This window comes from Paraburkholderia monticola, assembly GCF_001580545.1.
Taxonomy (GTDB): domain Bacteria; phylum Pseudomonadota; class Gammaproteobacteria; order Burkholderiales; family Burkholderiaceae; genus Paraburkholderia; species Paraburkholderia monticola.
Genome location: NZ_LRBG01000010.1, coordinates 51,222 through 64,754, shown reverse-complemented (window position 1 = coordinate 64,754; position 13,533 = coordinate 51,222). Strand labels below are relative to the sequence as shown.

Annotated in this window: 15 protein-coding genes and 1 riboswitch; of the genes, 7 read left to right on the top strand and 8 right to left on the bottom strand. The window is 67.2% G+C overall.

Annotated elements, in window-relative coordinates:
• Positions 1 to 51: 51 nt before the first annotated feature.
• The 4 genes from thiE to CI15_RS13185 form a co-directional block, all read right to left on the bottom strand.
• Complete coding sequence (gene thiE / locus CI15_RS35315; RefSeq protein ID WP_075643697.1) at positions 52 to 1,155, bottom strand: thiamine phosphate synthase; 1,104 nt, start codon at positions 1,153 to 1,155, stop codon at positions 52 to 54.
• Positions 1,152 to 1,967 carry a thiazole synthase gene (locus tag CI15_RS13195; protein ID WP_062128414.1) on the bottom strand — a complete coding sequence of 272 codons (816 nt, stop codon included), beginning with the start codon at positions 1,965 to 1,967 and terminating at the stop codon, positions 1,152 to 1,154. Before CI15_RS13195 ends, thiE begins: the two co-directional genes overlap by 4 nt.
• Before the next feature lie 109 nt (positions 1,968 to 2,076).
• Complete coding sequence (gene thiS / locus CI15_RS13190; RefSeq protein WP_026225709.1) at positions 2,077 to 2,274, bottom strand: sulfur carrier protein ThiS; 198 nt, start codon at positions 2,272 to 2,274, stop codon at positions 2,077 to 2,079.
• Positions 2,275 to 2,337: 63 nt separating this feature from the next.
• Positions 2,338 to 3,468: an FAD-dependent oxidoreductase gene (locus CI15_RS13185; protein WP_062128412.1), complete on the bottom strand. Its 1,131-nt coding sequence runs from the start codon at positions 3,466 to 3,468 to the stop codon at positions 2,338 to 2,340.
• Positions 3,469 to 3,689: 221 nt separating this feature from the next.
• Positions 3,690 to 3,813, bottom strand: a riboswitch (TPP riboswitch).
• 429 nt (positions 3,814 to 4,242) lie between these two features.
• Between CI15_RS13185 and CI15_RS13180 the strand changes: the two genes are divergently transcribed.
• The 5 genes from CI15_RS13180 to CI15_RS13160 all read left to right on the top strand — a co-directional run bounded on the left by CI15_RS13180 (position 4,243) and on the right by CI15_RS13160 (position 9,033).
• On the top strand, positions 4,243 to 5,994 hold the full coding sequence (locus CI15_RS13180) for an ABC transporter ATP-binding protein/permease (protein WP_062128409.1): 1,752 nt from the start codon (positions 4,243 to 4,245) through the stop codon (positions 5,992 to 5,994).
• The gene (locus CI15_RS13175; protein ID WP_062128407.1) at positions 5,991 to 6,794 is read left to right on the top strand and encodes an SDR family NAD(P)-dependent oxidoreductase; all 804 of its coding nucleotides are present in this window, start codon (positions 5,991 to 5,993) and stop codon (positions 6,792 to 6,794) included. The genes CI15_RS13180 and CI15_RS13175 overlap by 4 nt, the downstream gene beginning before the upstream one ends.
• A 206-nt stretch (positions 6,795 to 7,000) precedes the next feature.
• Positions 7,001 to 7,474: a hypothetical protein gene (locus CI15_RS13170; RefSeq protein WP_062128406.1), complete on the top strand. Its 474-nt coding sequence runs from the start codon at positions 7,001 to 7,003 to the stop codon at positions 7,472 to 7,474.
• Positions 7,475 to 7,504: 30 nt separating this feature from the next.
• Complete coding sequence (locus CI15_RS13165; RefSeq protein ID WP_062128576.1) at positions 7,505 to 8,188, top strand: hypothetical protein; 684 nt, start codon at positions 7,505 to 7,507, stop codon at positions 8,186 to 8,188.
• Between the two features lie 101 nt (positions 8,189 to 8,289).
• Positions 8,290 to 9,033 carry a response regulator gene (locus tag CI15_RS13160; protein ID WP_062128403.1) on the top strand — a complete coding sequence of 248 codons (744 nt, stop codon included), beginning with the start codon at positions 8,290 to 8,292 and terminating at the stop codon, positions 9,031 to 9,033.
• A 37-nt stretch (positions 9,034 to 9,070) separates the two neighbouring features.
• Here CI15_RS13160 and CI15_RS13155 read toward each other — a convergent pair whose 3' ends face one another.
• Genes CI15_RS13155 through CI15_RS13140 form a run of 4 tightly spaced genes read right to left on the bottom strand, consistent with a single transcriptional unit; the run spans position 9,071 to position 10,926 of the window.
• Complete coding sequence (locus tag CI15_RS13155) at positions 9,071 to 9,742, bottom strand: flagellar basal body L-ring protein FlgH (RefSeq protein ID WP_062128401.1); 672 nt, start codon at positions 9,740 to 9,742, stop codon at positions 9,071 to 9,073.
• A gap of 53 nt (positions 9,743 to 9,795) precedes the next feature.
• Positions 9,796 to 10,518, bottom strand: a complete 723-nt coding sequence (locus tag CI15_RS13150) for a hypothetical protein (protein WP_062128399.1) — start codon at positions 10,516 to 10,518, stop codon at positions 9,796 to 9,798.
• 3 nt (positions 10,519 to 10,521) lie between these two features.
• A complete protein-coding gene (locus tag CI15_RS37280) occupies positions 10,522 to 10,680 on the bottom strand; it encodes a DUF6726 family protein (RefSeq protein WP_062128398.1) in 159 nt (52 codons plus the stop codon).
• 54 nt (positions 10,681 to 10,734) lie between these two features.
• Entirely contained in the window at positions 10,735 to 10,926 is a 192-nt protein-coding gene (locus CI15_RS13140; protein WP_062128396.1) for a hypothetical protein, read from the bottom strand.
• A 394-nt stretch (positions 10,927 to 11,320) separates the two neighbouring features.
• Between CI15_RS13140 and CI15_RS13135 the strand changes: the two genes are divergently transcribed.
• Both CI15_RS13135 and CI15_RS13130 read left to right on the top strand, forming a co-directional pair.
• Positions 11,321 to 12,061, top strand: coding sequence for a response regulator (locus tag CI15_RS13135; protein WP_062128394.1), 741 nt, complete (start codon positions 11,321 to 11,323; stop codon positions 12,059 to 12,061).
• A complete protein-coding gene (locus tag CI15_RS13130) occupies positions 12,058 to 13,392 on the top strand; it encodes an ATP-binding protein (protein ID WP_062128392.1) in 1,335 nt (444 codons plus the stop codon). Before CI15_RS13135 ends, CI15_RS13130 begins: the two co-directional genes overlap by 4 nt.
• The last annotated feature ends 141 nt before the right edge of the window (positions 13,393 to 13,533 follow it).

Here is a 13,533-nt window from a genome sequence, read left to right as displayed (position 1 = left end):
ATCATGCAAAAGCTGCCGTGAGGTGCCCCGTTCGCTGACTATGCCTGACGATTATTGCGTAAACGCGTGTTGCAGCGCAGAAACGGCGGCGGCCGGATCGGCCGCCTCGGTCACCGCGCGCACCACCGCCGCGCAGCCGACGCCCGTCGCGAGCACCTCCGGCAGCACCTGCAGATCGATCCCGCCGATCGCGACGAGCGGCACCACGCCGTCGAGCAGCCGCACGTAACGCGCGAGGCGCCGCAAGCCCTGCGGCGCGGTCGGCATCACTTTGGTCGTGGTCGGAAATACGGCGCCCAATGCAATGTAACTCGGACGGAAATGCAGCGCCTTCAACATCTCGTAAAAACCGTGCGTCGACAGACCAAGGCGGATACCTGCGTCGGCCAGCGCGGACAGATCCGCGGTATGCACATCTTCCTGGCCGAGGTGCACGCCGTACGCGCCCGCCTCGAGCGCCGCCTGCCAGTGATCGTTGATGAACACCTGCGCGTCGCGCGCGCGACCGGCGGCCACGCAACGGGCGATTTCGCGCTTCAGCTCGTCGGCGGGTTCGGCCGACTTGCGGCGCAACTGCACCGTCTTCACGCCGAAGCCGACCACCCGTTCGACCCAGTCCGCGGTCGGCAGCACCGGGTATAGGCCGAGCTTGTCCGGGCAGCGCGGAAACGCCAGCGCGGGCGCGGCCGGCAAACCGGTAAGGCGCGGAAAGCGAGCGAGGTCGGCCGGGAACGCGTCGTCGGCGCGGGTTTCGTCGCCATCGCGCCACGCGAGCGCGAGCACCAGTGCGTCGTGCGGATCGAAGCCGCAGTCGAGGAACGCCGCCAGCGCGGGGATCCAGTCTTCCGCCAGATGGCCTTCGAGGCCGTACTTCTCGCCGCCCAGATGGAGCGTCGCGCGGTTTTCCGCGGCGACGATCACGCCCGCGCCCCGCGTCAGCCAGCGCGCCATCTGCTCGCCGTGCGGCTGCGCGTCGGCGATCACGATCAGGTCGCCGCCGTTCGGTTCATCGGGCGCGGTCAGGCAGATCCGCCACGGTGCGTGCGTCGGCGGCCAGTCGCCGAGGCGGGCGCGAATACGCTCCGCGGCTTCGATGAGCTCGTCGGCCGTCGGCCAGAACAGATCGCGGTCCTTCAGCGTCAACGACTGTGTCATGCGGCACCTCCATCCTGATGCCAGAACGGCATACCGACCACCGGCGTGCTTGCGTGCGCACTCTCGCGCTCGGCCATCGGCCCCGCGAGATACGCCTGCCGGCCCGCCTCGACGCCGAGCGCGAACGCGCGCGCCATCGCGTCGGGATGCGTCGCCTGCGACACCGCCGTGTTCAGCAGCACGCCGTCGAAGCCCCACTCCATTACCTGCGCCGCATGCGACGGCACGCCGAGTCCAGCGTCGACGATCAGCGGCACGTCCGGCAGCCGCTCGCGCAGCACGCGCAGCCCGTACGGGTTGATGACACCCTTGCCGGTGCCGATCGGCGCACCCCACGGCATCAGCGCCTCGCAGCCGGCATCGAGCAGACGGCGGCCGATCACCAGATCTTCGGTGCAGTACGGCAGCACCTTGAAGCCGTCCTTGACGAGCCGCGCGGCGGCCTCGATCAGGCCGACGGGGTCGGGCTGGAGCGTGTAGTCGTCGCCGATCAGTTCGAGCTTGATCCAGTCCGTCTCGAAGATTTCGCGCGCCATGTGGGCGGTCGTCACCGCTTCACCGACGCTCAGGCAACCCGCCGTGTTCGGCAGCAGCGGCACGCCGTGGCGCTTGAGCAGATCGAAGAAGCCGGCTTCGGCGTTGCCTTCGTTCATCTGGCGGCGCAGCGCGACGGTCACCATGCCGGGGCGCGCTGCATCGATCGAGTCGGACAGCGACTGCAGCGACGGGTAGCGCGACGTGCCGAGCAGCACGCGGCTCGCGAATGGTTGACCGTATAGCGTCAGCGCGTCGGCGGTCTCGTGAGAAGTCATTTGCATCATCCTGGTTTGCCGCCGCGGCCTGGCACCGGCGGCGTTGCGGCAATGGGTTATCGGCGACGGTGTGTTGCGTTCTGTGGGGGACAGGCTGGCGCGAGCGCGCTCAGCCGCCCGCGACCGGCTGCACGACGTCAAGCCGGTCGCCCGTTTGCAACGCGCGCGCCGCATGCTGCGCACGCGCGACGAAATCGCCGTTGAGTGCGACCGCGAACGGCGGACGCGCGCCAAAAGCGGCGAGCGCATCGGCGACAGTCGCGCCCTCGGGCAACGACAACGGCTTCTGATTGATATGAATGTCCATGGTGTTCGAATACGGTTCAATCGATGGCGGAAGCGGTAGCGCGCGGCACGAAGGCCGCCCGGCTCAGGCCGGCTCCCGCGCGAAATCCTGCTGGAACAACTCGCTCCAGCGCGCCTCGCGCCGCCAGTCGGCGAATGCGTCGGCGTCACCGACGCGGCCGTCGAGCAGCGCACTCGCAAAGCGCACGGCTTCGTCGGCGACTTCGGGCGCGATCATATAGCCGTGGCGGTACAGGCCGTTCACGCGCAGCGTGCGAGCGCCGTCCCACAGCAGCGCGGGGCGATGATCGGGTAGCGTCGGACGGCACTGCGAATTCAGCTCGAGGATGCGCGCCTCGCCAAAACCCGGATGCACCGAAAACGCCGCGCTCAACAACTCCAGCGCCGAGCGCACGCTGACGGGCGACATGTCCTCGCCTTCGACCTCGGTTGCACCGATCACATAGAGGCCGTTCTGCTTCGGCGCGATATACAGCGGGTAACGCGGATGCAGCAGCCGCACCGGCCGCGTCAGTTGCAGATGAGGCGCATGCACGCGCGCGACCTCGCCGCGGATGCCGCGCAGGGTCGGCAGCACGGGCTTCGCGCCGAGGCCTCGGCAGTCGATCGTGATGGCGGCGTCGGGCAGCGATGCTTCGTCGACCGGCGTGTTCCAGTGCGTGTCGACGCCGCGCTCGGCAAGCCCCGCCGCGAGCGCGGCGAGCACCTGGCGGTTGTCGAGCTGGCCTTCGCGCGGCAGCAGCCAGCCCTGGTTGAAGCGGCCGGCCAACGCGGGCTCGGCCGCGCCCAGTTGCGCGCCCGAAAGCGCGACGAAGCCGCCGTCGAGCAGCTCGGCCGGCGCGTTCGCGCGCACCCGGCGCTCGAACAGCGGCGCCTCGGTGCGATCAGCGTGATGCCAGACGACGAGGGTGCCGTTGCGCTGGAAAAAAACCGGCTCCGGCAGTTCGGCGAGCACGCTCGGCCAGCTTTCGAGCGAACTCGCGCCCAGCCGAGTGATCAGCAGCTCCGCGCTGGCGGCTTCGGCGAGCGGCGCGAGCATCGCCGCGGCGACCCACGCAGCGGCTTGCGAGCCGGCGGCATCGCCTCGCTCGTACAGCGCCACGCGATGCCCGGCGCCAGCCAGCCGCCACGCGACCAGCCGGCCGCACAGGCCGCCGCCGAGCACGGCGAAATCGGGTCGGGCGGGACGGTTCATCGCGCGCACCTCGTTTGACCACGGCGGGCAAAACGACAACGGCGCGGCACGCCCGAGGCGGCGTGACGATGAGATAAATACATGTCTGAAGAATAGGCGGTCATCGAGTCCTTTCCGTACGGCCAAAAACGCACGTACCCAGGACGAAACCGGCGGGTGAAGCCGGCCAGGCATTGCGCGCGCATACCAACTGCGCTCGCCGCCCGGCGGGGAATGGAAGACGGTTGCTTCCGGAAACTTCCCGCGCCGGTATTACCCGGATCGGGTGCAAAGGGTCTCTCTCAGCCTCGCCGCTTCGGCATGAACATCATGCCGCCTGTGGGCGAAGCACCCCTGTTTCGTCGCAGGTCATTAGACCATAAAAGGCGCGACGCCCGCAAACGAACGGGGCCCCGTTGCTGCCCCGATCTTGATCTGGCACTACCTATCGCGATGCCGATGCGATGTGGACCGACGCTCTGGCACAATGCCGTGACCGGTGCCGCAATAACGCGGCGCACGCGGCGTTTCGCGCCGCATGCGTGGCGGCGGCACCCGAGCGGACGCCGGCCGCGAAAATTAATTTTCGCTTAAGCGCGTCACGCCAGAATCGGGCGCCCGTCCGGACTCGCGTTCATCGAACGCGATGGCGCGATGCCCGGCGAGGCATTGCAGACCCGTCGCAGCGGCGGCCCCAAAAGGGGCGGCTGTTCGCGGGATCGCCCGACATGGGTCAACCAGATCGGACCCGCGCGCCGGATCAGCGCTTTGGGTCAGCACTTCATCAGGACGCTCATGACACCACATACTTCCGCCAGCCCCGCGCTGCCGCCCGACGACAAGGTCTCCGCGTGGAGCCTGATCAAGCCTTACTGGGTTTCCGAGGAACGAGGCATTGCGTGGACGCTGCTCGTCGCGATCATCGTGATGAACCTGCTCGTCGTCTGGATCAACGTGCGCCTGAATCGCTGGAGCGCGGACTTCTATAACGCGCTGCAGGCGAAGAACGTCCACGACTTCCCGCACCTGCTGATGATTTTCACCGGGCTCGCGTTCGGGTTCATCATTCTCGCCGTGTATGGACGCTATCTGCGCCAGATGCTCGGCTTCCGCTGGCGCCAGTGGTTGACCACGCGCTACCTGAACGAGTGGCTCGACGACAGCGCGTTCTACCGCATCGAGCGCGACCGCCTCGCCGACAACCCCGACCAGCGGATCAGCGACGACCTGCAGTCGTTCGCGACCACCACGCTGTCGCTGACGCTCGATCTGCTCTCCACCGTCGTCACGCTCGTGTCGTTCATCACGATCCTGTGGTCGCTCGCGGGCGCGCTGAGCATTTCGCTCGGCGGCATGCCGCTGCAAATCCCCGGCTACATGGTGTGGGCCGCCGCGCTGTACGCGGTGGTCGGCTCGCTCGTCACGCAGAAGGTCGGCCATCCGCTCGTGTCGATCAACTATCAGGCACAGAAAGTCGAGGCGGATTTCCGTTTCGGCCTGATCCGGCTGCGTGAGAACGCCGAGCAGATCGCGTTCTACAACGGCATGGAAACCGAGAAGACGAACGCGCGCACGCTGTTCGGGCGCATCCGCGACAACTGGTGGCAGGTCATGAAGTACACGAAGCGCCTGACCTTCGTGCTGAGCTTCTACGGCCAGATCGCGATCATTTTCCCGATCGTCGTCGCCGCGCCGCGCTACTTCGCGGGGGCGTTCACGTTCGGCGTGCTGATGCAGATTTCGAGCGCGTTCGGCACCGTCAGCGATTCGTTCTCGTGGTTCATCAACAGTTATACGAGCCTCGTCGAATGGCGCGCGACCGTGAACCGGTTGCGCGAATTCAAGCGTGTCGTGCATTCGCCGCGTCTGAAGGAATCGGTGTCGCCGGCGACCGAGCACGGTGGCATCAATCTGCATTTCGTCGATTCCAACGAGCTTTCCACCGACAACCTCAAGCTCGCGCTGCCGAACGGCAATCCGCTGTCGCGCATCCGCGATATCGCGATCCGACCGGGATCGCGCTGGCTCGTGCGCGGTCCGTCGGGCGCCGGCAAGAGCACGCTGATGCGTGCGCTCGCAGGCCTGTGGCCGTTCGGCGACGGTTCGATCGACGCCCCGGTCAACGCGCGCATGATGTTCATCCCCCAGGTCAGCTACATGCCGATCGGCACGCTGAAGGCGGCGCTCGCGTATCCCTCGGCGGCGGACACCTATAGCGACGACGAATGCCGCGACGCGCTCATCACCTGCCACCTGTCGGAGTACGCGGACCGTCTGAAGGAATCGGCGCACTGGACCCGCGTGCTGTCGCCGGGCGAGCAGCAGCGCTTCGCCGCTGCGCGCGTGCTGCTGCACAAGCCCGACTACCTGTTCCTCGACGAGGCGACCAGCGCACTCGACGCGGAAAACGAGGCGCGGCTCTATCGGCTGTTCACGGAGCGGCTGCCGAAGGCGGCGATCGTCAGCGTCGCGCATCGCGAATCGCTGGCGGCGTTCCATGACGAAACGCTCGACGTCGAGCGCTCGGCCGAACCGGTAGCGGCATGAGCGACGCGAGCGGCGCTCACGTCAGCGAAGCGCACGGCGCCGCTCCCCGCGTCGTGCTGATCACGGGTGCCGGCTCCGGCATCGGCGCGGCGCTCGCACGGCGCCTCGCCGCCCCGCATACGTCGTTGATGCTGCATGCGCGCGGCGCCGACGACGCGTCGCGTCGGCGCCTCGTGCAGGTGGCCGCCGATTGCACGGCCAGCGGCGCACGCTGCGCCACCGTTTTCGGCGATCTTGCCGAGCGCGGCGCATCCGAGCATGTGATCCATCAAACGCTCGCCAGCTTCGGCGCGCTCGATCAACTGGTCGCGAACGCCGGCCACGCGCAGCGTCAAACGCTCGCCACACTCGATCCCGATACGTTTAGCGCCGCTTTCGCCGCGATGCCGGCCGCCTTCGCCGCACTCGTGCGGCGCGCGATGCCCGCGCTCGAAACGTCGCAACGCGGCCGCGTGGTCGCACTGAGTTCGTTCGTCGCGCATCGCTATCGCGCGGATGCGCCCTTCGCCGCAACGGCGGCCGCGAAAGCGGCACTCGAAGCGCTCGCGAAAACAGCGGCCGCGGAGCTCGCGCCGCTCGGCGTGACCGTCAATTGCGTGGCGCCGGGCTACACGCGCAAGGATCGCGGTCCGAGCGCCGATAATGCCGCCGTGTGGACTCGCGCCGCCGAAGCCACCCCGCTCGGTCACGTCGCCGAACCGGCGGACGTCGCGGCGTTGATCGCGTTCCTGCTGTCCGACGAGGCGCGCCACATCACCGGCCAGGTGATTCACGTCGATGGCGGCCTGACGCTCGGTTGAGCCTCGCCTTCGCGCCGGCGAGCGCCTCGCGCAACATCCGGAAAGACACGAGAAGAGTTCGAAAGCATTTGCGAAGCGGGCAAGCTGTTCCGCGCTTTGAAAATGCCCGCGGGCGGCGACGATAGTCGTACGGGCCGCGCCATGCGCCGGCCTGCGTTGATGTCAGTGACGTCTTTCATCGCAACCGCTCTCCGGACTTCTCGCCCATGTCATTCGCCCGCTGTGTCTCCCCTTTGCTCCCGTCTTTGTTCCCGCGCATCGCGCTCGCCTGCGGCGCGGCGCTCCTCTTTACGAATGCAGTCGATGCCGCGCAAACGGCCGAGCCGAACCAACCCGCTGATATCTGCGCCGCGCTCACGCACATCGTCGATGCAGGCGATTTCCGGCAACTGCCGGGAGAATCCGCCGCGCAACTGCCAGGTCTCGCCCATGCCGACGATTGCCGCGCGAGCCCGCACGCGTACGACTGCCACTGGCGTGCGCACTGGCAAGCCGATGGCGTCGTCAACGATCCGCTCGAAGAACTCGGCGCCGATATCGCCGCGTGCTTTCCTCGTGTCGTGCACGACGTCAACACACCGGTGCGCCAGCATTTCGTCGTGACCACCGACGCGCGGCGCGTCAACGTCACCGCGAGCGTGCAAGGTCAGAACGAATTGCGACTGCGCGTGACGCGCTAGGCTCTGGTGACCGCCAACGGACGCCGCCTCATGACCTCGTCGCCGATCGTGCGCGCGTCCGCTGGCGCGCGTGCTTTTCGGGCGCGGCTGGGCCTGATCGTCTCGCCGAGATCCCGCGGCCGTTGCGCGCGAGCCGCGCTCGCGACGTTCGCCGCGACGCTGACGCTCGGGCTCCACGGCTGCGCCTGGACGCTGATCCAGGCCGCCGACGCCACCGGCTCCGTGATTCAGGCCGGCTACGCGATCGCGTCGAACTACTCGTCGCCGACCTTCGTCAACGGACGGCCCGCGGATCTGCAACACGTCTGTATCGAAGTGAACCCGACCGTGTCGGTCGGCGATTTCGTGCCGGCGCTGCAGTTGGCGCTCGAGCGGCGCGGGATTCGTTCGGACGTCTACAATCCGGGCACCTCGCCCGCCGGCTGCGAGGCGCGGCTCGTCTACAACGCCGCGATCGACTACGGCCGCCGCTCGTTCAGCGACGAATCGATCCAGTACCTGTCGATCATCGATCTGACGCTGATCCAGAGCGGCCGCATTCTCGTCACCGCGCGCTATCAGACAGGCGGCCTGAACACCGACCGCTTCTCATCGGCCTCGGTGAAGCTCGGCGGACTGATCGAGCGGATGGTCGTCGATCGCAGCGATTTTTCGCGGCAAGTACAGCAAGCGCAGACCCTGCAAACCTCGCAGGCCTTCCCCCCGACCCACTGAGTCCCCGCAGCATGGCTTCTGCTTGCGCTGCCTTACACGGGAAAGGAATGGAAAGCGGTATGCGCTTTGCGCGCCCCGCGCGCATCACTAAGATGACCTGAATGAACCAGACCATCCTGATCGTCGATGACGATCCCGTCGTCCGCCAGCTCGTCAGCGAATATCTGCACGGACGCGGCTTCAACGTTGCCACGCTCGAAAACGGCCTGGCATTGCAGCGCCGATTGCAGCACGAGCGTCCCGCGCTAGTCGTGCTCGACATCATGATGCCGGAGCTCGACGGCATCAGCGCGCTGCGCGCCTTGCGTGTTGCCGGCGACGACATTCCCGTGATCCTGCTGACCGCGCGCGCCGAACCGATCGATCGCGTGATCGGCCTCGAACTCGGCGCCGACGATTATCTCGGCAAGCCGTTCGAGCCAAGCGAGCTCGTCGCGCGGATTCGCACCGTGCTGCGGCGTCGCGGCTCCGTTGCACCGGGCGCGCCCGAGCAGCGCGCGCCCTATCATTTCGGCCGCTTCGAAGTGAACTTCCCCGCGCGCGAACTGCGCCGCGACGGCGAACGCATCACGCTGCGTTCGAGCGAGTTCGCGATGCTGAAGGTGTTCGTCACGCACGCGATGACCGTGCTCACGCGCGCGCAACTGCTCGAAAAGCTGCACGGCAATAGCGAAGCGCACCGCAATCGCAGCCTCGACGTGTCGATCTGGCGTTTGCGGCGGCTGATCGAAGTGGATCCTTCGGAACCACGCTACGTGCAGACGGTGTGGGGACGCGGCTATGTGTTCGTGCCGGACGGCGAGATCGGCGCGGCCGAGCGCGGGCTTGCGCCGCCGCTTGGCTAGCGGCAGAGGTTGATCGAGCCCATGGCGCTGCTGACGGTCAAAACGTCAGCACGCTCAAAAACATCCTCTGCAACCATCCCATCGTCGTCGCATCGTTCACCATGCCGACGCCCGCCTGTTCGATGCGCGCGTTCGCGACCTTGCTCGACGCGACGTAATTCCCCGCTTCGATATCCTTTGGATTGACGATACCCGACAGCCGCAGCCGGTCACGGGTACCGCTCATCGCGATCATCTTCTCGCCCGACACCACGAGGTTGCCGCCCGACACCGTGCCGATCACGGTCACGGCGAGTGTGCCGGTCATGTCGCTGATGTCGCTCAGATTGCCTTGCCCTTTGTAGTCGGTGCTGGCCGAGCCGATGTTGAACAGTCTCGCGAGCCGCGCGGCGGCATTGGTCGACTGGTCGGCGGCGCTTGCTGTGATGCTGCTCGCGCGACTCGCCGAAGCGTTCGCGCTGTTGGTGCCGCTATACGATTCCGACAAGCGGATCGTCAGCACGTCGCCGATGTGCTGCGCGCGCGGCGTCTCGTACAGCAGCAGCGGCGCACCGGCCTGATAGATCGCGCCCTGGGTGTTGACGTTCAACGGCACCGACGCGAGCGGCGGCGCCATCGGGGTTTCGACGATCGAATTGGTTCGCGTGCTCGAACAGGCCGCGAAACAACTCGCGACGCCGAGCGCGAGGGTGAGACGTAGCGCGGTCATGCTGGCTCCGTGGCGAGAAAGATGGAATGGAAATCACGCATGCCGGCCAATCGTCAGCCTGCGTCGGCGCCGCTTGCCTGCCACTGTCTCAGGACCGCTTTCATCCACGCGTCCGAGCCCTTCAGCAGATACGTGAGCGTGCCGTTACGGCTGCCCGGCAGAAAGCACAGCGTGATCGAACTCACCGCGTTCTCCCAGACGTACATCGGCATCGCACCCGGCGCCGCGGCGTTGCGCGTCGCGAGACGCGGCGGCCCGTAACGGTCTTCGAGCGCGTCGCGCAGATCTTCGGCGGTCAGCTCGTCGATCACGAACGACATCTCGTAGAGCCGCAGCGCACCCTGTCCGTCGATGCGTGTGAAGCGCATCACGTGTTCGAGCGCCGGCGCGCCATCGACCACCGCTTGCGACACCGTCCAGCGCTCATCATCGCGATGCGCCCAGCGGCACGCGACGCTGAGACTGTCGGGCGACTTCAGCCGCATACCGAGCGCACCGGCCTGCACGTCGGTCTCGCAGATCGGCACGCTGCCGAGCGGCGTCGCGCGCACGGCGGAGCCCGCGCGGAATTCGTCGATCGTGATGCCGAGCGCGACGCCGCGAAACGAAAACGGCGCATCCTGCGAGCGCCGGCGCGTGTCGGTGACGACACGATTCGATGCCGCGCCGGCCGCACTAGGCGCGTTCGCGCGGCGCGCAACGGGTTGCGCCTGCGCGGCGCACGACAGCACGCCGCCGAGCAGCGCCAGGGCACAAACCATCCGGGTGAGCATCATGATTCAATCGATTGCGGAAGCGCACATGTCGAAAGGCGTCGCCGCCGCATGGCCGACGACCGGCAGCACCTTCAGGGTCGCCGCTGTGACCCGGCACGGCAGCGCCGCGGCGCCGCAGCCACCGAGCGGCAGCAGCAGCACGCCGAAAACGAGCCACGCCACGGCACGCCGCCGATGCTCAGGAGTTCTTGGTAACGGCACGCGGACCTCGTCAGCTCACGCGGTCGTGTTGACCAGATGACCGATCAGCCCCGTCCCGGCCGCACGTTGCTCGGGTTGCGCAAGCGCGGCGCTCTGCTGCGATTTCGCCGTGGCGCCGGTGGAGTTTGAAGTGGCGGCCTTCTCCTTAGGCGAGGTATTCGCCAGCGAGGAGAAGGGCGTGGAATTGAGCGTGTTGTGGATCGTCATGATGGGCCTCGCGAAGGCGCGCTTTGCGCACCTGTGTCGGTTGAACGCCGCGCACCGTCGACGAGGCTGCGGGCCTCGTTCGGCGTGCGGCGCGACGTGCTGCGGAACGAATCATCGCGCCGCGCAAGTGCCGACCATGGGCGAAGCAAAGCACGCTTTCGCGCGGTTGTTACGAACCGTTCCGCGCGCTTGCGAGTGCTTTCGAGTGCTTGCCGACTGTTGTCATCGCGTGCCGGTTGTTGCGGGTAGCGGGATCAGGCAGTGCTAAAGTAAGCGCTGAACTTCCGGTGATCTGCCCCCGCGGCGCGAGCCCGCCAGCGCCGCGCGGTACACAGTAAGTGTTGGTAAGGAAATGCCCGGTCGCGCGTCGGGCGCGCCAGTCTAGAATTTCGCCATGAATCCACAGGTCCTTATCGTCGACGACGATCCGGTCGTACGCGATCTGCTTTGCAAGTTTCTGCAGTCGAACGGCTTCGATGCGTCCGTGCTGCATGACGGCACCCATTTGCAGCGTCGTCTCGAGCGCGAGCGGCCGTCGGTCGTCGTGCTCGACATCATGATGCCGAACACCGACGGCCTGCGCGCGCTCACGGCGTTGCGCGCCGCCGGCGACGACATCCCGGTGATCTTCGTGACCGCGCGCGGCACGGTGGCGGACCGCATCGTCGGTCTGTCGCTTGGGGCGGACGACTATCTGACGAAGCCGTTCGATCCGCGCGAGTTGCTGGTGCGCATCCAGACCGTGCTGCGCCGGCGCGGGCCATCCACTACGAGTGCGCCGGAAGCACGCAAGCGCTATCGCTTCGGTCCGTTCGAACTCGACTTCGCCACGCGCTCGCTGACCCGCGACGACGCCAAGCTGCCGCTGCGCGACAGCGAATTCGCGCTGCTGAAGATCTTCGTCAACAACCCGTACAAGGTGCTGTCGCGCGTGCTGATTCACGATCTCGTGCATCGCGACAACCTCGCGTTCCGCGACCGCAGCCTCGACGTGCCGATCTGGCGCCTGCGCCGCGTGATCGAGAACGACCCGTCGAACCCGTGCTACGTGCAAACGGTGCGCGGCAAGGGCTACGTGTTCGTGCCCGACGCCAACGGCACGCCCTTCGAGGACGAGGCCGCCCCGAGCGCATGAAAAATCCGCTGAACACACTGTTCGGCAGAATGGCATTGCTGTCGACGGTAGTGCTGTTCGCGATTCAGGCGAGCTGGTTCGTGTTGGTATCGATGCAGCCGCCGCGCCATGAAATCGACGGCTTCGCGCGCGGCATCCTGCTCGTGCTGCAGGCGATCAACGGCGAGCCGATCAAGGGCACCGCGCTCGCGCCCGCGATGCGCGTGCATCTGGTGCCCACCTGGAACATGCCGACCAGCGTGCATCTGCGCGAGCCGCACGAGCATATGCTGGTCGAGCTGAGCCGGCACCTGCGCGAGAATCTGCCGCCCGGCACGCAGATCGCCGTCGACGATCTGCACCCACCGCAACTGTGGGTATTGTTTCCGGGCAAGTCCAACTGGGTCGTCGTGCCGGCCGACGTTCCGCCGCCGCCGCGGTTCCTGATCGAATCGGTCTCGATGCTGCTCGCCGGGCTGATCCTGTCGCTGTTCGCGGTGTGGCAGATGCAACGGCCGTTGTCGCGCGTCGCCGATGCATCGCGCGCGTTCGGCTCGGGCGGCCGGCCCGAACCCGTGCCGGTGCACGGCCCGCGCGAACTGCGCGATCTGATCGGCTCGTTCAACGACATGATGCGGCGCCTGAACGAAGCCGGCGACGACCAGGCGGTGATGCTCGCTGGCGTCGCGCACGATCTGAAGGCACCGCTCACGCGCCTGAAGCTGCGCGCGAGCGTGCTGGTGGACGAAAGCGAGCGCGCGGGCCTGATCCGCGACGTGGATTCACTGACCAATATCGTCCAGCAGTTTCTCGAATTCGCGGGTCAATCGGCGGACGCCGGCCCCCCCGTCGAAGTCGACGAGTTCTTGCGCGAGCAGTTTTCCTCGGGTGACTCCACGCAAGCCGCCGAGGTCGCGGAAATGCCCGAAGCCGTGGACACCGCTAGCGCCACCGAAGCCGCCGAACCCCCATTGTTCGCGCTCGATCTACGCGCCGGCCCCTCGTTCACGCTGCCGCGCACGCTGCTCGACCGGCTCGTGACGAACCTCGTCGACAACGCGCTCGAACACGGCATGGCACCGGTGGAAATTTCAACCGCGCGCAACGATCGTCATTGGAGCATCAGCGTGCGCGATCATGGCCCCGGCATTCCCGACGACCGCATCGCCGCGGCGATGAAGCCGTTCGTGCGGCTCGATGCCGCGCGTGGCGGCGAGGGCCATTGCGGACTCGGTCTCGCGATCGTCGCGCGGCTCGCGCACGATCGCGGCGGACGCTGCCTCGTGCGCAATCACGCGCGCGGCGGGCTCGACGTACGGATCGAATTGCCGGTGGATCCGGCACTGTCATGAGGATGGACGCAGGCAGCGAACGGTGAGCGGACCGAGGTACTTTCCGGTCCTTACCGCACCGACTCTGGCGGGGGCGATGGCCTTATAGTCGCACCTGGCAACCTCGATGCCGCCCTTCCCGGTCCGCCCGCACCCCTGGGG